Here is a 22,025-nt window from a genome sequence, read left to right on the forward strand (position 1 = left end):
CGGGGCCTCGCCTCGGCTTTGCCGCATGCGACTGACCGACCGGAGCCGTCACGCTGAACCCCTTCTATGCCGCGTTCCTGCTCGCGGCGGAGGCGCAGAAGGTCGTCGCGGCCATGGAGGCCGCCGATACCCTGATGGCGGGCGCCACCACGGCGACGGCATCGCGAGTTGCGGGGCGCTCGCCGCGGACGAGACCCTCCGGTCGATGGCCTGAGCTGTCTTCGAGGACGCCCTTCGAACGGCCATCCTAAGCCCGGCCTTGGAGCGTGGCGAGAACCGTCCCGTGGCTCGAAGCAGCGATCGTGCTGGACTCACACGTCCGTCTTCTTCCTGAGGATGCCGAGGTTGAGCGGCTCCCCTCGTCGTGGCGGGGCGGCAGGCGCTGGTGCTGCGACCGTTCGAACTCGACCCGATCCCGATCCGCCTCGTCCAGGTCGGGCAGGGACCGCCCCGCTCAAGGTACGGGCGTTCCTCGACTTCGCGACACCCTCGAGAGGAGCGCTGGACTTTCGTGAGCGGATCCTTCGCCGCGACGCCCGTCGACCGTTTCACGGCGCGGAAGGGTGAATTGCAGCGACACCCTGTTCTGATCCGCGCCGCGTCCCTGCATGATGGTCTCGCCATCGGGTCCGCGCGTCCGGGCCGCCGCCCGGTCAGGCGTGCCGCTGTCCCTCTCAGCGGTCGCGCCGTTCGACCCGGCGGCCGTCGAGCTCGACGCGTTCCGTCCCGCCAGCCTGAGGCGCGCCACGATGCGACACGAGTACGGACCTGAGGTCACCGGGCGCGGATTGGCGCGCGCGACGCGGCGGCATCTTCTCGCCGGCGGTGTGCTGGCGACGGGTGTGGGGGTGGGGGCCGCGCGGGCGGAGCTCCGCCCCGCGCAGGCCGGAGAGGTCCGCCACGGAACCGTCCGGGCCGACGGCGTCGACGTCTTCTACCGGGAGGCTGGCCGCCCGGACGCCCCGCTCCTCCTGCTGCTGCACGGCTTCGCCAATTCGTCCTTCTACTTCCGGCACCTCATGCCGAAGCTGGCCGATCGCTTCCGCCTGATCGCGCCCGACCTGCCCTCCTTCGGGTTCACGCAGGTGCCGGAGGATCGCGCCTACGTCTACGACTTCGCGTCGCTGTCGCGCACGATGGGGGCGTTCGTCGACGCGCTCGGCCTCGACCGCTACATCCTCTACGCGTTCGATTACGGGGCGCCGGTCGCGTGGGATCTGGCGCTCACCCGTCCCGACCGCGTCGCCGGTATCGTCTCCCAGAACGGCAATGCCTATCTCGACGGGCTCGGCGAGGCGGCCTGGGCGCCGCTGCGGGCGTACTGGGCGGCGCCGGACGAGACCGCCGTCGAGGCGATCCGCGCCCGCATGACCCTCGACGGCGTCAAGGCCGCCTATGTCCACGGAGTGGCCGACCCGTCCCGCATCGAGCCCGAGGCGTACACGCTCGACGCCGCCATCCTGGCGCGGCCGGGCAATGCCGACCGGCAGGTGACGCTGAAGCTCGACTACAAGCGCAATCTCGAGCGTTACCCGCTGATCCAGGCCTTCTTCCGCGCGCGCCGTCCGAAACTGCTCGCCGTCTGGGGCCGCAACGACCCGTTCTTCGTCCCGCCCGGAGCCGAGGCGTTCCGGCGCGACATCCCGGAGGCGCGCGTCACCCTCCTCGACACCGGGCATTTCGCCCTCGAAACCGACGGTGACGCGATCGCGGAGGAGATCCGGCGGGTCTTCTGAGCCTGTCCACCGCTCAGGAATGGTTCGTGCCGTCGCACGCAGTTCGCGTGCGGCCGGCCTCCTCCGGCCCGAGCGGCGATCGGCACGATCGGCTTCGGGGTGATCGGGATCCGCCGGGGGCGGCTCGGATCCGGCTGCCGGGCCGACACTATCCCCGGCCCGCTCGTGACCTTACGGTCGCGGACCTGGAGCACGAAGATCGGGCAGGTCGAGCCCGTCGTAAAGGGAGATCGCGGTGCCGCAGCCCCACTCAGCCTCGTCGGCCATGCTGTTTCACATGGTCTCCGGAGGGCCGCAGCCGGTCGCCCCGTTCAGCCACGCGGTCGAGGTCGACGGTTTCGTCTTCGTCACCGGCCAGATGCCCGACACCCCGGACAGGCCCGGCGTCCTGCCCGACGGGATCGAGGCGCAGACCCGCAACGTGATGGCCAATCTCGGTACAGTCCTGGCCGGCCTCGGTCTGGGCCTCGAGAACGTCGTCGTGGCGCGCGCCTTCCTGACGGAGTTCAAGCGCGACTACGCCGCCTTCAACGACACCTACAAGTCCTTCTTCCCGCCCGACCGGCTGCCGGCCCGGACCTGCGTGGGCACGACGGGGCTCGCCTATGACGCCCTGGTCGAGATCGACCTCATCGCCCATCGCGGCGGCGCGGCTCCGCCGTCGTCGGACGCGCGCGAGGGCTGAGCCGCGTCGCCCGCGCGGGGACGATGTCCTGCGGGGATGCTGTTCGGCCCGGTCTCCCCGCGCCCGCCGGATCACCCGGCCGCGCGCCTCACTGGTAGCCCTTCGGGAACGGGTCGGGTTTGATCAGCTCGGGGCTGGTATAGACGATCTCGAACTGGCCGTCGGGCTTGGCCCGGCCCACCCGGGTCTTCGACCAGAGGTGATGGTTCTCGTCGATCTTCACGTAGCCTTCGGGCGCGCCCTTGAACTCCAGCCCCGGCGAGGCCGCCACCACCTTGTCGACGTCGAACGAGCCGGCCTTCTCGCAGGCCATCTTCCACAGGAACGGGCCGAGATAGGCCGCCTGCGTCACGTCGCCGATGACCGTCTTCTCGCCCCACATCTTCTTGAAGGCGGCCACGAACGCCTTGTTGTTCTCGTTCTGGATCGACTCGAAGTACTTCATGCACGAGTAGGCCCCGGCTATGTTCTCGCCGCCGATGCCGTCGACCTCGTCCTCGGTGACCGACAGCGTCATCAGCACCTGCTTCGACAGGTCGATGCCGGCCGCCTTGAGCTGCTTGTAGAACGCCACGTTCGAGCCGCCGACGATCGTCGCGAAGATCACCTTCGGCTTGGTCAGCTTGATCTTGTTGATCACCGAGTTGAACTGCGTGTGGCCGAGGGGGAAGTACTCCTCGCCGACGACCTTGCCCTTGAGCACGGTCTCGATGTGCCTGCGGGCGATCTTGTTGGAGGTGCGCGGCCAGATGTAGTCGGAACCGATGAAGTAGAAGCTGTCGCCGCCCTTCTCCTTGTGGACCCAGTCGAGCCCGGCGAGGATCTGCTGGGTGGCCTCCTGGCCCGTGTAGAAGACGTTCTTCGACTGCTCCAGGCCCTCGTAGAAGGTCGGGTAGTAGAGCAGGCCGCCGTACTGCTCGAAGACCGGCAGCACAGCCTTGCGCGACGCCGAGGTGAAGCAGCCGAACACGGCGGCGCAGTGGTCGTTGACGAGGAGCTTCTTGGCCTTCTCGGCGAAGGTCGGCCAGTCGGAGGCGCCGTCCTCCTGGATGATCTTGATCTTGCGGCCGAGCACGCCGCCGGCGTCGTTGATCTGCTGGATCGCCAGCTTCTCGCCCTGGCTCGGCCCGGTCTCGGAGATCGCCATGGTGCCGGTGATCGAGTGCAGGATGCCGACCGTCACCTCGCGGTCGGTCACCGCCAGCCCGCCGGCATCGGCGGCCGCCGCGACGCGCGGCAGCGAGGCCGCCAGCGGCGCCGCCGCCAGGCCGAGCAGCAGGCGCCGGCGGAGGGTGAAGTGTGCGGGATCGTCTGTCACCATGGCGGGCTGATCCTTCCGATCGTCCGAGAGGGTTGAGCCGCCCCATCCGCAGCGGATCAGCCGTCACGCAGGGGATCGTCTCCGCATGCATATTTCTTCCAAAGAAAATATATTTCCTCAAGATGAAAACATCGGCAGCCTGCCCATATCGGCGGCGGCGTGCCGGGCGTCGGGGGCTATTTGCGGCGGCGCGCCGGCGCGAGGCCGGTCAGCGCCGCGAAGGCGCAACCGGCGGCCGCCTCCAGGCCCGCCGCGAGGGTCCCGCCGTCGGGCGCGAGGAGCCGGAGGCCGAGGCCGGCCGCGTTCGGCAGCGGGCTGAGCCCGGCCCGGCAGCCGGTGCGGTCGGCCGCGGCCTGGACGTCCCCGGGGTCCGGCAGGCACGGGGCCGGACCGAGGATGACCATGGCGCCGTAGGCCCGCCATGGGCCGAGCGGCGAGTCGGGAGCGTGGAACTCCGCGCCGGCGATGCGGGCCCGCTCGCGGACCAGGACTGCCCCCGCCGCCGTCTCGATGCCGAGGCCGAGTTCGACCCGGTCGAACGGCCTGCCGCGGCCCTCCGGGTCGTGGCAGGCGATGCTCTCGGACACGACGGCCCGGGCGCCGGGCTCGAGCGTGATCTGGGTCGTGGCCGAGAGGGCGGCGCCCGGGAACAGGATCAGGGGATCGGGCACGCAGTGCAGGAAGGCGTCCGCGGCGACGCGGATCCGCGTGTCCTGGCGGGCCGGCCGATCGGCGCTGCGATGGACGACCGTGGCGGCCTGGGTGGTGACGTGCGCCGCCGAGCCCGGACCCATCGCGATGTCGAGGCCGAGACGGTCGCCGCGGTAGAGGCCGCCGGAGGCCGATTGCAGGTACAGGGTGATCAGCTCCGGCCGCTGCGGATACAGGCGGAACGGCTTGGTGATGTGGAACGGGTACGGCACGTGCTGGTCGGCGAGCACGCTGGTTCCGCCGCCGCGCACGAAGCCGAGGCGGGCCGTCGCGCGGCGGCCGGTCTGGATGTCGTCGGGCACGGCTAGGGCGTGAACAGCACGGCGCGGCCGATGGCATCCGCCACCCGGTCGATGCCGAGGCCCGCGCGCGCGTTCGTGGCGATCACCGGCTTGCCGCCCCGGACCCGCGCGGCCTCCGCCAGCATCCCCTCGAGGTCGACGCCGACATGCGGCGCGAGGTCGATCTTGTTGATCACGAGGAGGTCGCAGCGCAGCACGCCCGGACCGCGCTTGCGCGGGATGTCGTCGCCGCCGGCCACGTCGATCACGAAGATCCACCAGTCCACGAGGTCGAGGGAGAAGGTCGAGGCGAGATTGTCGCCGCCGGATTCGAAGACGAGCAGCTGCAGCCCCAGGAAGCGCGCCTCCAGCGCGTCGCCCGCGGCGATGTTGAGGGTCGGATCCTCCCGGATCACCGTGTGCGGGCACGCCCCGGCCTCCACCGCCTCGACGCGGCTCGGATCGATCAGCCCGGAGCGACGCAGCCGCTCGGCATCCTCCTTGGTGACGAGATCGTTCGTGATCACCGCGAGATCGACGCCCCGCGCCTGCAGCACGGGGATCAGCCGCTCGATCAGCGCGGTCTTGCCGGATCCGACCGGGCCGCCGATCCCGATCCGGGCGGCGTTCGCGGGAGTCACGTCGGTCATGGGGAGCTGGGCCGTGAGAGGGGTGTCGGGGTTCGGCGGCGCTCAGCGCAGCATGTAGCGCTGGGCGAGCGGCAGGGTCCGGGCCGGCTCGCAGGTGGCGAGCACGCCGTCGACGAAGACGTCGAAGGTCTGCGGGTCGACGCGGATCTCCGGGCAGGCGTCGTTCCAGAGCATGTCGGCCTTCGTGAGGGTGCGGGTCCCGCGGGCCGGCAGGAGCGCCTTGCGGAGGCGGAGCCGGCCGCCGAGATCGGCCTCGATCGCCAGGGGATGGACGAAGCAGGCCGAGAGCGCCTGCTTGGCGCGCCCGAAGGCGCCCCATTGCGGGCGCATCAGCATCGGCTCGCAGGTCATGAGCGAGGCGGCGGAATCGCCCATCGCGCCCCAGGCGATGAAGCCGCCCTTGATCACGAGCTCCGGCTTGATCCCGAAGAAGGCCGGCCGCCAGATGACGATGTCGGCCATCTTGCCGGGTTCCAGCGAGCCGATATGGTCCTGGATGCCGAAGGTGCGCGCGGCGTTGATCGTGTACTTGGCGATGTAGCGCTTGATCCGGGCATTGTCGCCGAAGCCCGGTCTCTCCTCGGGGAGCGGGCCGCGCTGGTCCTTCATCTTCGAGGCGAGTTGCCACGTCCGGCAGATGACCTCGTGGATCCGGCCCATGCCCTGGCTGTCGGAGCCGAGCATCGCAATCGCCCCGATGTCGTGGAGCACGTCCTCGGCCGCGATGGTCTGGGCGCGGATGCGGCTCTCCGCGAAGGCCACGTCCTCCGGAAGGGCCGGGTTGAGGTGGTGGCACACCATCGTCATGTCGAGGTGCTCGTCGAAGGTGTTGACCGTGTAGGGGTTGGTCGGGTTCGTCGACGACGGCAGGCAGTGCGGCAGCCCGGCGACCCGGATGATGTCCGGCGCGTGGCCGCCCCCGGCCCCCTCCGTGTGGTACATGTGGATGGTGCGGCCGCCGATCGCCGCCAGCGTGTCCTCCACGAACCCCGACTCGTTCAGCGTGTCGGTGTGGAGCTGGACCTGGTAGTCGTAGGCGTCGGCGAAGCCCAGGCAGGCGTCGATCGCGGCCGGCATCGCGCCCCAGTCCTCGTGGATCTTGAGGCCGAGCACGCCGGTCTCGAGTTGCTCCTTCAGGGCGGCCGGCCGGTGGGTGTTGCCGCGCCCGAGGAAGCCGAAATTGACCGGCCAGGCCTCGGCGGCCTGGAGCATGCGGCCGGTGTTGAACGGGCCGCCGGAATCGATGCCGACCGTGATCGGCCCGAGCGAGCCGCCGAGCAGGGTCGTGACGCCCGAGGCGATCGCGTGGTCCGGCAGGCCGGCGGAATCGAAATGCACGTGCACGTCGATGGCCCCGGGCGTCGCGATCAGGCCCTCGCAGTCCCGCACCGTCGTCCCGGCCGACACGATCAGGCGCGGGTCGACGCCGTCCATGATCGCCGGGTTGCCGGCCTTGCCGAGCGCCACGATCCGCCCGTCCTTGATGCCGAGATCGCCTTTCTGGATGCCGAGGACGGGGTCGATCACCACGACGTTGCACAGGAGGAAGTCGAGCGCCCCCTGCGCGGCGGTCACCCCGGGCGCCATCCCGATCCCGTCGCGCAGGGTCTTGCCGCCTCCGTGCAGGCACTCGTCCCCGTAGACGGCGTGATCGTGCTCGACGACCGCCACCAGGGAGGTGTCGGCGAGCCGCACCCCGTCCCCGGTGGTCGGCCCGTAGAGGGCGGCGTAGTCGCGGCGCGGGATCGTCACCATGGCACTCTCCTCAGGCGCCCTTGAAGCCGCGGGCCTTGGCGCGGGCGAGGGCCGCCGCCCGCGCCGCGTCGTCGGGCAGGGTCCCCTGCGTCAGGTCGTTGAGCCCGGTCAGCTCCCGGGCGCCGCCGAAGCCGACCAGCGTCACGGTCTTGCGCTGGCCCGGCTCGAAGCGGATCGCCGTCCCGGCCGGGATGTCGAGGCGGTGTCCCAGGGCCGCCGCCCGGTCGAAGTCGAGCGCGCGGTTCACCTCGAAGAAGTGATAGTGCGAGCCGATCTGGACCGGGCGGTCGCCGGTGTTGACGACGTCGAGGGTGACCCGCGGGCGGCCCGCGGCGAGCTCGATCGCGCCGTCGGCCGGCAGGATCGCGCCGGGCTCGAGGGTGTCGGCGGAAGCACCTTCCCGGGCGCGGATCGGCTCGTGGACCGTGACGAGCTTGGTCCCGTCCGGGAAGACGCCCTCGACCTGCAGGATCGGCAGCATGGCGGCGATGCCCGGCATCACGTCCTCGGTCGACAGGATCGTGGAGCCCCAGCCGATCAGGTCGGCGACGCTGCGCCCGTCCCGCGCGCCCTCCAGGATCTCGTCGGTGATGAGCGCCACCGCCTCCGGGTAATTGAGCTTGAGGCCGCGGGCGCGGCGCTTGCGCGCGAGCTCGGCCGCGGTGAAGATCGTGAGACGTTCGAGCTCGGTGGGCGTGAGCAGCATCGCGCGCTCCCTAGTTGGCGAACAGGCGCAGGTCGGCGCGCGCGTGCCGCATCGCGGCGACCTCGATCAGCGGCGTGAAGCCCGTGAGGACGATGGCGCCGTCGGGGTCGTCCGGCACCGGCCGCTCGGCGATCTCCGCGACGAGCGGCAGCACCGCCTGCACGGCCTGCTGACCCTGGATGGCGCCGACCTGCCCGAGCCGGACCGCGGCCGAGACCAGGCCGGAGACGAGCTGATAGCCGGCGATGGCCGCCGCCTCGGGTTCCGACAGGCCCAGGGCGCGCCACAGGGCGCCCTGCACGGTGGCGAGGTGCCCGAGCATGAGCCCGGACCGGATGGCGGCGCGGATCTCCGCGGCACCGGGTGTCGCGAGCCGCGCGTGCGTGGTCAGCAGGGAGGCGCCGTTGCGCCGGCTCCCGGTGCGCATCGCCTCGACGAGCGTGGCCGCCTCCACGGCGGCGTCGACGCGGCCGAGCCGGACCGGATCGGGGCCGGCGCGATGGGCGAGGATCAGGGCGACGCGGTCGCTCTCCGCCCAGCGGAAGCGCACGAGGGCCGTGAGCGTCCGCGTCAGGCTCTCCGTGTCGAAGGCCGGGTCGCCCGCGATGAGGCCCTCGATCCCGTTGGAGAAGGCGAAGCTCCCGCTCGGGAACGCGGCGTCGGCCTGCTGGAGGGACAGGAGCCGGCTCAGCACGGCGCCGCCTCGTCGAGGATGGTGTGGGTCACCTGCCCGTCGGTGACGAGGGCGCCGAGGCGGACGAGGTAGTCGTCGGCCGGCCCGTCCAGGGCCACCAGGAGGGCTCCCTCGGCGAAGCGCACCCGCCAGTGGAGGTTGCCGGCGTGGTAGCCGAGTTCGAGGGCGGCGGCCTGGCTTGCCGGGACGAGGCGAAGCCAGCGCTCGGCGCCGACCCGTGCGACGAGGGCGCGGTCCGCGTCCAGCGCCAGCACGGCCCCGTCGAAGAGCGGCTCGTCCCGCGGCAGGGCCAGGGCGATCTCCTCGCCGGACTGGGTGGTCGCGCGGATCCGCCGCCGGGCGACGTCGGTGCTCGACACGACGAGCACGTCCACCGCGCCGTGATGCGCGAGATGGTGCAGGCGATGCGCCATCGCGGCGTCCTGCCGGCTGCCCAGGATGCGATGAATGACGCGCATGTCGGCCGCTCCTCCCCCGACCGGATCCGTCCGCGGGAGCGCCTAGCAAAAGCGAGTCCGTCGACGCTCCGGGCGACGCGGGGCGGCCTCTTTCGATGTCGGGCGGCCGCGGCCGACCGCGGCACGGCGCTCTCGGGCTCGGGCGTCCCGTCCCCGCTCAGCCCTGCAGCCGGCCGCCGCCGCGCACGACCAGGCACAGGCCGACACTCGCCGCTGTCAGGCCGAACATGATGACGTAGAGGTGGTCGACCTGAAGTCCGGCGGCCGGGTAATAGGCCGACCGCATCCACTCGGCCAGCTGCAGGGCCGGGTTGAACTTGGCCCAGTAATAGAGCCTCTCCGGCAGATAGCTCGGCAGGAAGAGAACGCCGCTGGAGACGTACAGGACGATGCTGAACAGGGCGTAGCCGATCAGCCATCCGGGGAAGAAGCCGATGATCGCGACGTTGATCGTGCCGATCCCGATCCCGAGCGTGATGGCGGCGAGATAGCCGCCCACCGCCGTCAGCGGGTCCGCCGGCACCGGGTCCGTGCCGAGCGCGACCAGCACGGCGCTCACGACCAGCAACGCCAGGAAGCCGGTCACGATCTCCACGAGCACGCGGGAGAACACCAGATCGAACAGCCTCACCTGCGGGTAGTAGGTCAGGGGCCGATTGGTGATCACCGACTTCATGACCTCGCGCGAGATGTACTGGAAGACGAGGACGGGAACGGCGCCCGTCGCGAAGAACAGCGCCCTGTCGTCGCCGAGCGGCGCGGCCAGTTTCTGAACCGTGTAGATTGTGATCAGCACGAAGACGTGCACGCACGGCCAGAGGACGACGACCCCGTAGCCCCACATCGACGCGCCGAAGCGGGTGCGCATGTCGCGCAGGATCAGCGCGTGCAGGACGTGCAGGTAGGCCTCGAACGGACTCTTTCGCGACTTCGCGCTCGATTGCTCGCGCATGGAACATGGCCTCTGCTGGTCCGGGAAGGGTCGGACGAGACGACGGTGCAGATGTGCGGAGGCTCTCTCAGGGGCGATTGCAGTCCGACGTCGCCCCCTCGGCGCGGTGTCCGGGAGATCCGGGTCGTTGATCGAGGCCCGGCCCGCACGGACGCGCGCCGCCTAGGCGGCGCGCGTCCGCGATGCGCCCCGCATGATTGCCACCCTCAGCCAGGCCGCAGAGACGAGGAAATAGAAGGCGCCGAACGCCGCGTAGGGCGCGACATCCACGATTCCGGGGACCGCGGCGCCGGCGGCCTGCTTGATGAAGAAGCCTCCGGCGAGCGCCGACTGGGCGCCGCTCAGGACCATGGCCCACTGTGCGCCGGCCCTCCAGCGCCGCGCGCCGGTCAGAAGCTGGAACAGTCCGGAGAGGATGGCCCAGGCGCCGAACACCGCGAGCACCGCGTTCGGCCCCCATCCGAGTGCGACGGCGACCGCGAGCGCGGTCGCCGAGCTGATCGCCGCGTTGAGGGCCTGACTGGGATTGTCCGCGAGGCCGCCGTTGCGCCGCGCGTCGACCAGGTTGGCGAGCGCGTCCCAGACGGGATACGCGACCAGAAGCGTCGCGGCGACGGCCGGCATGCCTCTGCCGAAGGCGAGGGCGGCTGCCACCCAGCCGGCGGCGACCCCGGCACGCACGAAGTAATAGGCGCTCAGCCAGGGCAACGCAGGATCGCGATCGTGCTGCGGGACGGCTCTCATCGTCGGCTCCTTCGTGTCATGAGCGCGGAGCGGCGGGCCGGATCTATTCGTGAACATCCCAGATGGACACGACAGGTGCCAATTAATAGCTTTGTTGATCCGGATACGCCGAGCGAATACGCGCTGCGATGGATCCACGTGTAGGATCGGGGGCCGAGGCCGACCATGTCGGAAACGCTGGAAAACTTGACCGATCTTCCGGATGGCGGCCCGCGCAGCGCGGCCTCCGGCGACCTGCTCTCACACGTGCTCGCCCAGATCCGCCTGACCGGCGACCGCGTCGAATCCCGGCCGGTCGCGCCGGGCGAGCGCCTGGATCTGGATGTCGGCGCAGGTCACGTCCTCGTGGTGGTCGCGGGCGCCCTGCGCCTCGAAGGCGGCGCGGCGGCTCTTACAGTCGGCGCCGGCGACCTGCTGTTCCTGCCTCCCGGCCTCGGAACCGGGCGATTGATCGCCTCCGAGGGCGCGGAGGTCGTCGTCTGCCGATTCTGGTTCGATCCCTACAGTCTCCGCAGCATGATCGCGCTCCTGCCGCAGCACATCTGCATCCGGCGCGAGGAAGGCGCCGGGTGGCTCGACGGCCTCGTGCATTTCCTGCTCGTCGAGACGACCGACGCCGAACCCGGCGCGGCCTTGATGATCTCCCGCATCATCGACCTCGCGGTCATACGCACGCTGCGGACCTGGGTTCATCTCGGCCGGACATCGGGGTGGCTCGCCGGCCTGGCCGATCCCCGGATCGCCCGCGCCCTCAAGGTCATGCACGAGAGGCCCCTGCAGCGCTGGAGCGTGGAGACCCTGTCGGACGTCGCCGGCATGTCGCGCTCGAGCTTCTGCGAGCGGTTCAACGCGCTCGTCGGTCGCTCACCCCTGCGCTACCAGAACGAGTGGCGGCTGAACCTCGCGCGGGACATGCTCGCCGCGGGCGACGGGCGCGTCGGCGAGATCGGGCTGCGCGTCGGATACGAGTCGGAGGCGGCGTTCAGCCGGGCCTACAAGGCGCTGTTCGGCCACTCGCCCAGGGAGGCGACCGGTCGAGTGGCCGGAGCGCGGCTGGAAAGCTGAGTTCCGGCGCTCCGACCCGCTCCGCCCGGGCCGATGCCGGCCCATCCCCGTGTCAGCTCCCGCGATAGGTCGCGTAGCTCCACGGGGTGATGAGCAGCGGTACGTGGTACTTGGCGTCGGGGTCCGAGACCCAGAAGCGCACCGGCACGCGGTCGAGGAAGGGTCGCTCGGCGCCGGCGCCCGTCCCGGCGAAATAGGGGCCGACGGCGAAGACGAGTTCGTAGGTCCCGGGCGTCAGGGCCTCGCCGGCGAGCAGGGGCGCGTCGGTCCGTCCGTCGCCGTTGGTCGTGGCCGACGCGAGGATCTCCCCGGTGCCGTCCTCGGCGAGGCGCCGGAGCTCGACGGTGACCCCGGCCGCCGGCTTGCCTGCGGCCGTGTCGAGGACGTGTGTCGAAAGATGGCCCATCGGCGTCCTCCCGGACGGAGAGGCCCGCGCCCGCCGCCCGCTGCGGGCGGAGGTCCGTCGGGCCGAAGGAGACGGGCGAGAGGAGCACGCGGCGGGGGCTCGGACAACCCGGAAAGCGCCCGGCATTTTCCGAACGATTTTGAAGGTCCTTGGCGCCGGAGCGGGTCGCTGCCGGCCCCGGTTCCGGGCACACCCGGGGCAGCGGCTCGGGCCGAACCACGAGCCGCGATCGAGGCCGAACCCGGCCCCGTGACAGATCGCGGAGGATCCGTCCCATGTATCCGATCCTGCACGAATGGGGCGGGTTCCTCATTCGATGGACCCACGTCGTCGCGGCGATCGCCTGGATCGGCGCGTCGTTCTACTTCATGCATCTCGACGCCAGCTTGCGCGCCATTCCGGCAATCCCGACCGGCAAGGGCGGCGAGGCCTGGGAGGTGCACGGCGGCGGCTTCTACCAGGTGCGCAAGTATCTCGTCGCGCCCGACCGCGTGCCGGAGCACCTGATCTGGCACAAGTGGCAATCCTACGCGACCTGGCTGTCGGGCTTCTCGCTGCTGTGCTGGGTCTATTACGGTCAGGCCGACCTCTACCTGATCGATCCGGCGGTCCGCGTGATCACGCCGATGACCGGGGCGGCCATCGGCCTCGGCGCCCTCGCCCTCGGCTGGCTGATCTACGACGGGCTCAACCGCTCGCCCCTGGCCAACCGGCCGCCGCTGCTCGCGGCCGCCGTGTTCCTCACCGTGGTCGCCTTCGCGTACGGCTTCCAGCAGGTCTTCTCCGGCCGGGCCGCGATGCTGCACTCGGGCGCGTTGATCGCGACCTGGATGACCGGCAACGTCTTCTTCGTCATCATGCCCAACCAGCGCAGGGCGATCGCCGAGCTGGTCGCGGGCCGAGTCCCGAACCCCGCCTGGGGCAAGCAGGCGAAGAACCGCTCGTCCCACAACAACTACCTGACGCTGCCGGTGCTGTTCTTCATGCTGTCCGGCCATTACCCGATGGCGTGGTCCTCACCCTACAGCTGGAGCATCGTCGGCCTCGTGGTGATCGCGGGCGGCGTGGTCCGGCACTACTTCAACGTGCGCAACGCCGGCGGGGGCGACCGCTGGTGGACCTGGGGCGTCGCGACGGCCTGCGTGGCGGCGGCGGTGGCGATCAGCGTCGCCTCCTCGCCGGGCGCCCGCGAGCGGATCGGCCTGTCGGCCGCCGCCGAGGCGGCCCCGGCCGCGGCGATCAGCCTCGCGGCGGCCGGGGCCGGGGCGGGCAGGATCCCCGCGGTCGACGACGCCGTGATGGCCGTGGTCGGGACGCGCTGCGCCATGTGCCACGCCGCCGAGCCCCTGTGGCCGGGCATGACGGGCCCGCCCAAGGGCGTGCTCCTCGACAGCCCCGAGCACGTCGCGCGCTTCGCGCCGGCCATCCGCCTGCAGGCCGTCCTGACCCACGCGATGCCGCCCAACAACATCACCGACATGCAGCCCGAGGAGCGGGCGGCGCTCGCCCGCTGGCTGACCGCGCGATAACCGTCAGGCCCCGCCTCCGGCCCCACGCAGGATCCCGCCCGTGACCGCACCGCATACCGACGGCCCTCCGCGCGACTTCGTCGGCTACGGCGAGACGCCGCCCGACGCCCGCTGGCCCGGCGGCGCCCGCGTCGCCGTCCAGTTCGTGCTGAACTACGAGGAGGGCGGCGAGCGCTCCGTCCTCGACGGCGACCCCCACGCCGAGATCTTCCTCTCCGAGATCGCCGGGGCCACGCCGTTCCCCGCCCGGCACATGAGCATGGAGAGCCTCTACGAGTACGGGGCGCGCGCGGGCGTCTGGCGGATCCTGCGCCTGTTCCGCGAGCGCGGCGCGCCCCTCACGGTCTTCGGCGTCGCGCAGGCGCTCGCTCGCAATCCGGCCGCCGTGGAGGCCTTTCTCCGCGACGGCCACGAGATCGCCGGCCACGGCTGGCGCTGGCTGCCCTACCAGGACGTCCCGGAGGCGCTCGAGCGGGAGCACCTCGCCCGCGCGGTCGAGACGATCCGGAGCCTGACCGGCGAGACGCCGCTCGGCTGGTACACCGGCCGCGACAGCCCGAACACCCGGCGGCTCGTGGTCGAGCACGGCGGCTTCCTCTACGATTCGGACAGCTACGCCGACGACCTGCCCTACTGGGTGCAGGTCGCCGGCCGGGACCACCTCGTGGTGCCCTACACCCTCGACACCAACGACATGCGCTTCTCGGTCCCCGGCGGCTTCCCGTCGGGCGAGCAGTTCTTCGCGCACCTGCGCGACGCCTTCGACTGCCTCTACGAGGAGGGGGCGAGCGCCCCGAAGATGCTGTCGATCGGGCTGCATTGCCGCCTCGTCGGGCGCCCCGCCCGCCTGCCGGCCCTCGCCCGGTTCCTCGACCACGTCCTGGCCCGGCCCGACGTCTGGGTGACCCGGCGGATCGACATCGCCCGGCACTGGGCGGCCCACCATCCTCCCGGCGCCCCGGCGGCGGGACCGACCCCGGAGAGGACGATCCCGTGATCACCGTCGCCGCGCTCAACGCGCTCGCGCGCGACGCCTTCGTGGACCTCCTCGCCGAGGTCTACGAGCATTCCCCCTGGGTCCCCGACGCGGCCTTCGACCGCGGGCCCTTCGCGGCGCGCGCGGACCTGCACGCGGCGATGGAGGCGGCGGTGGCCGGCGCCGACCGGGTCCGTCAGCTCGCCCTCCTGCGGGCCCATCCCGAGCTGGCCGGGCGGGCCGCCCAGCGCGGCGAGCTCACCGCGCATTCCAGCCGCGAGCAGGTCGGAAGCGGCCTGCTCGGCGGCCCCTCCCCGGTGGTGGCGCGTCTGCAGGACCTCAACCGGGCCTACGCGGAGCGCTTCGGCTTCCCGTTCATCATCGCCGTCCGGGGCCTCGACCGCGACGCGATCCTCGCCCGGCTGGAGCAGCGGCTCGGCAACCCGCCGGAGGCCGAGCGGGCCGAGGCCCTGCGGCAGGTCGGACGGATCGCCGCCTTGCGCCTGGAGGCCCTCGTCGCGGACTGACGCGCCCGCGTCAGACCGCCCGGGCGCCGACCAGGGCGAGTTGCTCGCTCACGTGCTGGCGCAGCGCCTCGTGCGTCATGTCGACGAAGGTCTTGGTCCGGGCCGACAGCATCTTGCGGGACGGGTAGAGCAGGCCGAGCGTCACGCTGGTCGGCGGGGTGTGCTCCAGGACCTGCACGAGCCGGCCCTCGGCGAGGTGCGCCGCGACCTCGAACAGCGGCTTCAGGACGATGCCCTCGCCCGCGAGCGCCCAGGCGGTGAGCGTGTCGCCGTCGTCGGCATCGATATGCCCCGCGACCGGCAGGGTCACGGTCTCCTGCCCGTCCACCAGGGTCCAGCGGAACTGCTCGGAGCCGGGATAGCGCAGCAGCAGGCAGTCGTGCTGCAGCAGGTCCGCCGGCTCGGCGGGCGCGGGGTGCTCGGCCAGGTAGGCCGGCGCCGCGCACAGCACCCGGTCGATCTCCGCGACCTTGCGCAGGGTGAAGGTGGAGTCGCGCATCTGCGACAGGCGGATCGCGACGTCGACCGCCTCCTGGACGAGGTCGAGGAGGTGCTCCGACAGGCGCAGGCGGAGATCGGTCTCGCCGTGGCGGGCGCGGAAGCGCGGCACGAGCGGCGCGATGACCCGGCGGCCCAGACCGAGCGGCGCCGTCACCTTCAGCACCCCGCGGGGCACCGCGCCCGCGGTCTCGACGCTCTTCTCCGCCTGCTCCACCGCCGCGGTGATGTCGAGGCAGCGGTCGTAGAAGATCCGGCCGGCCTCCGTGAGGCTCATGCGCCGCGTCGTGCGGGTCAGCAGCAGGCAGCCGAGATGCTCCTCCAGGGTCTGGATCCGGTAGCTCACCACCGACGGTGACAACCGGAGCGAGCGGCCGGCCGCCGAGAAGCTCCCCGTCTCCGCCGAGCGTAAGAAGATGCGGATGCTCTCAAGGGACATCATGCGTCGAGATCTTCAGACGCATCCGGAAGCTGTCAACGAAATTTCCCGGGCGCGTTCGGACACGCGCCGGTCATCTCCCGGCCGCGAGGGCTGCGGCGGCTCGGCAAGGGGCCCGACCGCGCCGTCCCTCAGAACACGTGGAAGGCGACCCCGGCGAGGAAGCTCTTCTCCTCGGTGCCCTTGAAGGTCGCGGTCTCGACGTTCCCGAACTTGTTGTGCCAGTACTGGAAGCCGACGAAGACATCGACCCGGTTGGGCCGATCGTAGACGAGCTTGCCGAGGTCGAGTACGAGATTGGTGCGCGACAGGACTTCGAGCCCGCGGGGCGGGTTGAAGGCGAAGGCGGCCGGGTTGCGGACGCCGCGCCCCTTCGGCAGCACGATGTTGTTGAAGCCGACGAGGCTGAGCGGCAGCCCCGTGAAGGTCAGGGGAAAGCTGTAGACCAGTTCGAATTCCGGAACCGTGTCGAAGCTCTGGTCGCGGTCCGGCTGGAGATTGAACCCGTTCCGGTTCCATTCCTTGTAGGCTTGCACGGAGAGGTTGAGAAAGCCCGCCGGCACGTCGAAGGCGAAGTTCAGGCCGCCGACGATGTCGCGCTTCTTCGAGCCGAAGGCGTCGTTCTGGGCGTTGGCGTCGAAGCCGAAGGCGAGGGACACCTCCTTGACGAGGCCGGGAACGGTGAAGGCCTTCGTGCCCGTGAGCGCGTTGAGGCTCAGCGTGCCGCGGTACAGCCCGTAGGCTTCGGTGTTGCCGTAATCGGCGAAGAACGGGGCGGCGACGGAGCCCGGCGCGTTGGTGGTGCCGGCCGGGAACTGGGATCCGGACTTGAGGATGTCGAGGGAGAAGAAGTTCGTCCCATAGGCCCAGGCATCGGCGTGGGAGATGTTCAGGATCTGCTTGGGCGCCTCGCGGGAGACGAAGCTGCCGTCGGGGCGCTGGATCTGGACGCCCGGCGAGACGGTGGGGAACTGGTAGCGGTAGCTGATCTGGGTGTCGGCGAAGAGGAAGAACGGGCCGTCCTCCACCACCGTCGTGGCCTCGGGCGCCACCGGCGCCGAGGAGGCCGTCCCGAGGTCCTGCGCCCCCGCCGCGCACGTCATCCCGAGCGGCAGCAGCGCGGCCGCGATCCGACAAGCCATGGTCATGTCCACCCCCTCCTCCCGGCCGCCTTCAGTTCGAAGCGTCGGCCCGCAAACCCGCGCGCTGGCGCGCGACCTCGTCCGGCGTGACCGCCCGCCCCTGCCCGCCCCATTCGGCCCGCATCCAGGTCGCGAGGTCGGCGAGCGCCGCGTCGTCGATCAGGGCGGCGAAGGGCGGCATGGCCTCCATGCGCTCGTTGCCCGGGAAGCGCTGCGCCGGGAGCCCAGCGAGGATCGCCCGCAGGAGGCCGCCCGCGCCCGCGACCCGCATCGCGGCGTTCGTCCGCAGCGGCACCGAGACGTGGGGGATCCCCTCCCCCGCCCCGCCGTGGCAGCCGGCGCAGAGGCCGGCGTAGCTGGCCCGTCCGCGGGCCGCGACCGCCGCGGGGATCGCCGCGGGGGTGGCGGCGACGGGCGTCTCGGGCTCGGCCGGCAGGGCGTCGCGGTCGAACAGGTAGGCGGAGAGCGCCGCGAGGTCGGCCTCGTCCATGTGCTGCGTCGAGAAATGCACGACGTCGAACATCTGGTGCGTCGCGCCGCCCTGGGCCGAGAGGCCCGTGCGCATGAACCCGACGAGCCCGTGCGGGGTGAAGCCCATCCGCGCGAGGCCCGCCGGCGTGATGTCGGGCGCCTCGACGCCCTCGATCGTGGCGCCGCGATAGACGGCGTCGGCGCGCAGGGCCTGGATCACGGTGCGCGGCGTGTGGCACTCGCCGCAATGGCCGAGGGCGTCGGCGACGTAGCGGCCCCGGTTCCACAGGGGGGAGCGGCCCGGATCGGGCGCGGCGACCGTGGCCGGCAGGCTCAGGAGGTTCCAGGCCGCCAGGGTCCAGCGCTGGTCGAACGGGAAGGCGAGGGTGTTGGCCCTGTTCTCCACCGCGACCGGCGCGCGGGTCATCAGGTAGGCGTAGAGCCCGTCGACATCCTCCGGCGTCAGGCCGCGATACGACGTGTAGGGCATCGCCGGGTAGAGGTGGCGGCCGCCCGGCGCGATCCCGTCGCGCAGGGCCCGGTGGAAGTCGGCGCGGCTCCAGCCGCCGATGCCCTGCGGGCTCGGCGAGATGTTGGTGGCGTGGATCGTGCCGAAGGGCGTCTCCAGGGGCAGTCCCCCCGCCCAGGGCGCGCCGCCCCGGGCGGTGTGGCAGGCGAAGCAGTCGGCCGCGGCGGCGACCTCGGCGCCGCGGGGGGCGAGGCCGCGCAGGGCCTCAGCGCTCAGCGGGGTCTCGACGTCGCGGCCGACGACGCTGCGCTCCAGGGTGCCGGAGGCGACGAGGCCGGCCGCCGAGACGGCGACCGCGAGGGCCGCAGCGAGCCCGGCGCCGACGCGCCGGGCGGGGGTGGTGAGGGACGGGATCCGCACGGCGCGCCTCAGGCGGTCACCAGACCGGGGGTCGCCAGCACGAGGTCGCGCACCGCCTGATGGTAGCGGACGTAGCCGGTGCAGCGGCAGATGTGGCGGTCGAGCGCCTCGGTGACGACCCGCTCGACCTCGTCGCGGCGGATCGGCTCGCGCCGCAGGCGCTCGATCAGCACGCTCGCCCCGGTGACGAAGCCCGGCGTGCAGTAGCCGCACTGGAACGCGAAGTTCTCGATGAAGGCCTGCTGGACCGGCGAGAGCACGACGGTGCCGTCCGGCGCGGTGCGGGCATGGCCCTCGACGGTGCGGATGCTGCGCCCCTCGAACCAGTGGGCGCCGGTGATGCAGGCGCGCATCTCCCGCGGGCCGGCCGCCTCCTCCAGCATCACCGTGCAGGCGTGGCAGATGCCCTGCCCGCAGCCCATGCGGCTGCCGGTGAGGCCCAGCCACTCGTGCAGGACGTCGAGCAGGCTCGTGCCGACGGGGACGGGGATCGGACCGACCGCCGCGCCGTTCACGCGGAGCGAGAGGTCCTTGATCTCGATGGCGGCGCTCATGCCAGTGCCTCGCGGATGCGCTCGGGCCGGATGGGGAGTTCGTGGAAGCGGTGGCCGATCGCGTGCGCGACGGCGTTGGCCAGCGCCGGGACGACGGCGATCATCACGACCTCGGCGATGCCCTTGGGCGGGTCGGTCTCGGAGAGCGGCGGCAGGATCTCCACCGTCTGGTTCCACGGGGCCACGTCGCTGGCGCGGGGGAGCTCGTAGCGGTTCCAGTTCCACGTGCCGTCGCCGGGGCCGTCCTCGTAGAGGGGCAGCACCTCCTTGAGGGCGTGGCCGATCCCCATGGCGAGGCCGCCCTGCACCTGGCCGGAGACCAGCGCGGGCACGATCTGGCGGCCGCACTCGAGGATCGAGTGGTGGGACAGGATCGTCACGTCGCCGCTGGCGGTGTCGACCGCGACCTCCGCCAGGGTGGCCATCGGCGCGTAGTAGGTCGTGCCGACATTGTTGCGCTGGGTCGGCGGGTAGAAGACCGCCGCCCGGGGCACGAAGTGCCAGCCCGCATCCGCCATCAGGGCGCGGCGCTCGGGCGGGGCCCCGGCGCCGTAGCGCACCGATAGGGCGTCGATCGGCAGGCGCGTCCGGCCCGTTCCGGGCAGGTCGAACTCGGCCTCGGCCCATTGCCAGCGGTTGAAGGTGTGGAGGGTCACGCCGACCGGCAGCCCGAGCCGGTGCGCCTCGGCGGCCACCTCCTCCAGCGACAGCGGCGGGAGGCCGCCGCCCAGCACTTGCCCGTCCACCAGCCGCAGGTCCTCGCGGGCGACCACGTGGTAGGAGGTCAGCGCCCCGCCGCCGCCGCCCCGCGCCCAGAGTGCGCGGGCGGCGGGCCAGACGGCGTGGTCGACGAGGAACCGCGCGGCCGTCCGGGTGGCGTGGCCGAGGTAGTAGGCCGAGTTGGTCGCACTCATCGGCGAGGTGAAGCGCGGCGTCCAGCGGGGGTTCTGCGCCCGGCGGTCCTCCTCCTCCTGGGACGTCGTGTAGGGCTGGTCGGAGGTCTCGAGGGGCATCTCGGGCCAGCGCACCATGCCGAACGCGGTCTCGCCGGGGACCCGGCCGAGGATCTCGGCCACCATGACCGCCTGCGAGGTGGTGACGCCCGGGCCCATCTCGTGGGCGACGTGGCGCAGGCTCAGGCGGCCCCGCGGGTCGAGCTCCAGCGAGGCGACCGCCGCCTCGGCGCCCGTGCCGTAATCCTTGTGCACCTGCGCGAAGCCGACGCCGTAGCGGCGGCCGGGATGGGCGGCCTCGTAGGCGGCCTTGCGCGCCGCCCGGTCCCGCCAGAGGGGGTGCGCGGCGGCCTTCGTCAGGATCTCCGCGTTGCGCAGCGCCCCGGCCGGGACCGCGCCCTGGCTGTTGCGCTGGCCGGAGCGGAGCACGTTGCGCAGGCGCAGGTCGATCGCGTCGATGTCCAGGAGCGCCGCCGCCTCGTCGACCATCATCTCGGTGGCCGACATGGTCTGGAGCGTGCCGAAGCCCCGGGTCGATCCGGCCTCCACGGCCCGCGAGGCCAGGGCGATCGCCTGGAAGTCGCTCTTCGGCAGGTAGTAGATCGACTGCGCCGCGGTGGCGCCGACGAAGGAGACCGCGACGGAGTAGTTGGGGCGCCCGCCGCCGTCGCAGGCGAAGCGCCCGGTCATGGCCCGGAACCGGCCGCTGGCCCGATCCACCAGCAGGACGGTGTCCATGCGGAAGGCGTGGCGCTTCAGCCCGTTCTGGAACTGCTCGAACCGGTCGTTGGCGAGGCGCACCGGCCGGCCGCCCGCGTAGAGGGCGGCCACGACGCAGAGGAACGGGAAGATGTGGTGGTCCTTCGTCCCGTACCCGACCGTGTAGCCGACCTTGAGATCGACCTCCCTGAGCGGGAACCGGGACTTCGAGACCAGCGCGGCGGCGGCCTCGGCGACGTCGTAGGGCGACTGCGTCGCCATCATCAGGCGCAGCGTGCCGGTGGCCGGATCGTACCAGACGTTGCCGTTGTCGGCCTCCATGGCCGAGGCGTCCGTCGACTGCGACCGGTAGGTCCGCCGCATCACCAGGGCGTCCGCGCCGGCGCCGTCGATCTCGGCGGCGATGGCGGCCGCCGCCGCCATACCCCTGGCGAAGGGGCCGTCGTCGCCGGCTTCCGGCCAGGCGGGCTCGTCGCCGGAGAAGCCGGCGAAGATCGGGGACTGCTCGAACGGCGAGAACCGGTCGGGCGCGTCCGGCGCGTCGCCCTCGATCCGCACCCAGCGCGAGGCGCCGTAATGGGCTGGCGGCCTGGGACCGGTCTCCGCGCCGTACCGCACGACGTCGTCGGCGAAGCGCAGGGCGCGCTTGGCCGCGGCGAAGCGCGGGAAGTCGTCGTAGATCAGGATCGCCACCGGCTGCCCCAGCAGCCGCGGCGTCTCGCCCTGGGGCACGAGGAACCAGTCGCCGAAGAAGTCGGCGTGCGGGACCGAGACCCCGTCCGCCACCAGGTCATCGTGCCGGACGATCCGGTCCGGCTGCAGGGAGGCCGGGAGCCGCGACAGGTCGAGGCCGGTGAAGCGGCGGTCGGCGCGGGTCGCGGCGACGAGGAAGGCGTGGGCTTGGCCGTCGGGCCAGCCGGCGAGGTCGCGGGCCCGGTAGTCGCGGGAGAAGGTCTTGGCGCCCGTGACCTTGGCGACGGCGTCGAGGCGGTAGCGGGGCCGACCCGGCGCGGTCCACGGGGAGCCGGCGGACAGGCCGGTCTCGGCGAGCTGCGCCCGGGCCGGGGGCGCCAGGAAGGAGACCTTCACGGCGACGCTCGCCGCCGCGCCGGCCTTCAGGAAGTGGCGCCGCGAGAGCGCCCCGATGGTCTCGGTCGACATGA

21 protein-coding genes are annotated in these 22,025 nt (G+C 72.1%); 6 read left to right on the plus strand and 15 right to left on the minus strand.

The features are described from left to right. The first annotated feature begins 749 nt into the window (after positions 1 to 749). Positions 750 to 1,736 carry an alpha/beta fold hydrolase gene (locus ME121_RS12955; RefSeq protein WP_059408980.1) on the plus strand — a complete coding sequence of 329 codons (987 nt, stop codon included), beginning with the start codon at positions 750 to 752 and terminating at the stop codon, positions 1,734 to 1,736. A 265-nt stretch (positions 1,737 to 2,001) separates the two neighbouring features. Next, complete coding sequence (locus ME121_RS12960; protein WP_024827482.1) at positions 2,002 to 2,421, plus strand: RidA family protein; 420 nt, start codon at positions 2,002 to 2,004, stop codon at positions 2,419 to 2,421. An 88-nt stretch (positions 2,422 to 2,509) separates the two neighbouring features. On the opposite strand, the gene urtA is transcribed toward ME121_RS12960, so the two are convergent. The 9 genes from urtA to ME121_RS13005 form a co-directional block, all read right to left on the minus strand. Next, the gene (gene urtA, locus ME121_RS12965) at positions 2,510 to 3,742 is read right to left on the minus strand and encodes an urea ABC transporter substrate-binding protein (protein ID WP_012329896.1); all 1,233 of its coding nucleotides are present in this window, start codon (positions 3,740 to 3,742) and stop codon (positions 2,510 to 2,512) included. A 176-nt stretch (positions 3,743 to 3,918) separates the two neighbouring features. Beyond that, positions 3,919 to 4,755 carry an urease accessory protein UreD gene (locus ME121_RS12970; RefSeq protein ID WP_059408955.1) on the minus strand — a complete coding sequence of 279 codons (837 nt, stop codon included), beginning with the start codon at positions 4,753 to 4,755 and terminating at the stop codon, positions 3,919 to 3,921. Between the two features lie 2 nt (positions 4,756 to 4,757). Continuing rightward, positions 4,758 to 5,384: an urease accessory protein UreG gene (ureG, locus tag ME121_RS12975; RefSeq protein ID WP_059408956.1), complete on the minus strand. Its 627-nt coding sequence runs from the start codon at positions 5,382 to 5,384 to the stop codon at positions 4,758 to 4,760. Between the two features lie 42 nt (positions 5,385 to 5,426). Beyond that, positions 5,427 to 7,139, minus strand: a complete 1,713-nt coding sequence (gene ureC / locus ME121_RS12980) for an urease subunit alpha (protein WP_059408957.1) — start codon at positions 7,137 to 7,139, stop codon at positions 5,427 to 5,429. 10 nt (positions 7,140 to 7,149) lie between these two features. Beyond that, complete coding sequence (locus ME121_RS12985; protein ID WP_059408958.1) at positions 7,150 to 7,845, minus strand: urease subunit gamma; 696 nt, start codon at positions 7,843 to 7,845, stop codon at positions 7,150 to 7,152. A gap of 10 nt (positions 7,846 to 7,855) precedes the next feature. Further along, positions 7,856 to 8,539 carry an urease accessory protein UreF gene (locus tag ME121_RS12990; RefSeq protein ID WP_012329901.1) on the minus strand — a complete coding sequence of 228 codons (684 nt, stop codon included), beginning with the start codon at positions 8,537 to 8,539 and terminating at the stop codon, positions 7,856 to 7,858. After that, the gene (gene ureE, locus ME121_RS12995) at positions 8,533 to 8,997 is read right to left on the minus strand and encodes an urease accessory protein UreE (RefSeq protein ID WP_012329902.1); all 465 of its coding nucleotides are present in this window, start codon (positions 8,995 to 8,997) and stop codon (positions 8,533 to 8,535) included. Before ureE ends, ME121_RS12990 begins: the two co-directional genes overlap by 7 nt. Before the next feature lie 157 nt (positions 8,998 to 9,154). Continuing rightward, a complete protein-coding gene (locus tag ME121_RS13000) occupies positions 9,155 to 9,949 on the minus strand; it encodes an ABC transporter permease (protein ID WP_024827480.1) in 795 nt (264 codons plus the stop codon). A gap of 162 nt (positions 9,950 to 10,111) precedes the next feature. Beyond that, a complete protein-coding gene (locus ME121_RS13005) occupies positions 10,112 to 10,693 on the minus strand; it encodes a hypothetical protein (RefSeq protein WP_059408959.1) in 582 nt (193 codons plus the stop codon). A gap of 165 nt (positions 10,694 to 10,858) precedes the next feature. Here ME121_RS13005 and ME121_RS13010 point away from each other — a divergent pair, with 165 nt between their 5' ends. Then, positions 10,859 to 11,758, plus strand: coding sequence for a helix-turn-helix transcriptional regulator (locus ME121_RS13010; RefSeq protein ID WP_059408960.1), 900 nt, complete (start codon positions 10,859 to 10,861; stop codon positions 11,756 to 11,758). A gap of 52 nt (positions 11,759 to 11,810) precedes the next feature. Here ME121_RS13010 and uraH read toward each other — a convergent pair whose 3' ends face one another. Beyond that, entirely contained in the window at positions 11,811 to 12,164 is a 354-nt protein-coding gene (gene uraH / locus ME121_RS13015) for a hydroxyisourate hydrolase (RefSeq protein WP_012329906.1), read from the minus strand. A 275-nt stretch (positions 12,165 to 12,439) separates the two neighbouring features. Between uraH and ME121_RS13020 the strand changes: the two genes are divergently transcribed. From ME121_RS13020 to uraD, 3 genes are read left to right on the plus strand one after another with little or no spacing between them, the layout of a single operon-like run. Then, positions 12,440 to 13,693, plus strand: coding sequence for a urate hydroxylase PuuD (locus ME121_RS13020; protein WP_012329907.1), 1,254 nt, complete (start codon positions 12,440 to 12,442; stop codon positions 13,691 to 13,693). Positions 13,694 to 13,733: 40 nt separating this feature from the next. Continuing rightward, positions 13,734 to 14,690 (plus strand): allantoinase PuuE, encoded by a 957-nt coding sequence (gene puuE, locus ME121_RS13025; protein ID WP_029357845.1) that lies wholly within the window; start codon positions 13,734 to 13,736, stop codon positions 14,688 to 14,690. Further along, positions 14,687 to 15,196, plus strand: coding sequence for a 2-oxo-4-hydroxy-4-carboxy-5-ureidoimidazoline decarboxylase (uraD, locus tag ME121_RS13030; RefSeq protein WP_059408961.1), 510 nt, complete (start codon positions 14,687 to 14,689; stop codon positions 15,194 to 15,196). The genes puuE and uraD overlap by 4 nt, the downstream gene beginning before the upstream one ends. A 10-nt stretch (positions 15,197 to 15,206) precedes the next feature. Here the strand turns inward: uraD and ME121_RS13035 are convergent, their stop codons facing one another. From ME121_RS13035 to ME121_RS13055, 5 genes are all read right to left on the minus strand, one after another. Further along, complete coding sequence (locus tag ME121_RS13035) at positions 15,207 to 16,136, minus strand: LysR family transcriptional regulator (protein ID WP_024827474.1); 930 nt, start codon at positions 16,134 to 16,136, stop codon at positions 15,207 to 15,209. A 128-nt stretch (positions 16,137 to 16,264) separates the two neighbouring features. Then, on the minus strand, positions 16,265 to 17,281 hold the full coding sequence (locus ME121_RS13040; RefSeq protein ID WP_089231010.1) for a hypothetical protein: 1,017 nt from the start codon (positions 17,279 to 17,281) through the stop codon (positions 16,265 to 16,267). Positions 17,282 to 17,306: 25 nt separating this feature from the next. Further along, positions 17,307 to 18,635: a cytochrome c gene (locus tag ME121_RS13045; protein ID WP_059408962.1), complete on the minus strand. Its 1,329-nt coding sequence runs from the start codon at positions 18,633 to 18,635 to the stop codon at positions 17,307 to 17,309. Positions 18,636 to 18,643: 8 nt separating this feature from the next. Then, positions 18,644 to 19,189 carry a (2Fe-2S)-binding protein gene (locus ME121_RS13050; protein WP_012329913.1) on the minus strand — a complete coding sequence of 182 codons (546 nt, stop codon included), beginning with the start codon at positions 19,187 to 19,189 and terminating at the stop codon, positions 18,644 to 18,646. After that, positions 19,186 to 22,023 carry a xanthine dehydrogenase family protein molybdopterin-binding subunit gene (locus ME121_RS13055; RefSeq protein ID WP_059408963.1) on the minus strand — a complete coding sequence of 946 codons (2,838 nt, stop codon included), beginning with the start codon at positions 22,021 to 22,023 and terminating at the stop codon, positions 19,186 to 19,188. Before ME121_RS13055 ends, ME121_RS13050 begins: the two co-directional genes overlap by 4 nt. Positions 22,024 to 22,025: the final 2 nt, after the last annotated feature.

This window comes from Methylobacterium sp. ME121, from assembly GCF_000974725.1.
GTDB classification, from domain to species: Bacteria; Pseudomonadota; Alphaproteobacteria; order Rhizobiales; family Beijerinckiaceae; genus Methylobacterium; species Methylobacterium radiotolerans.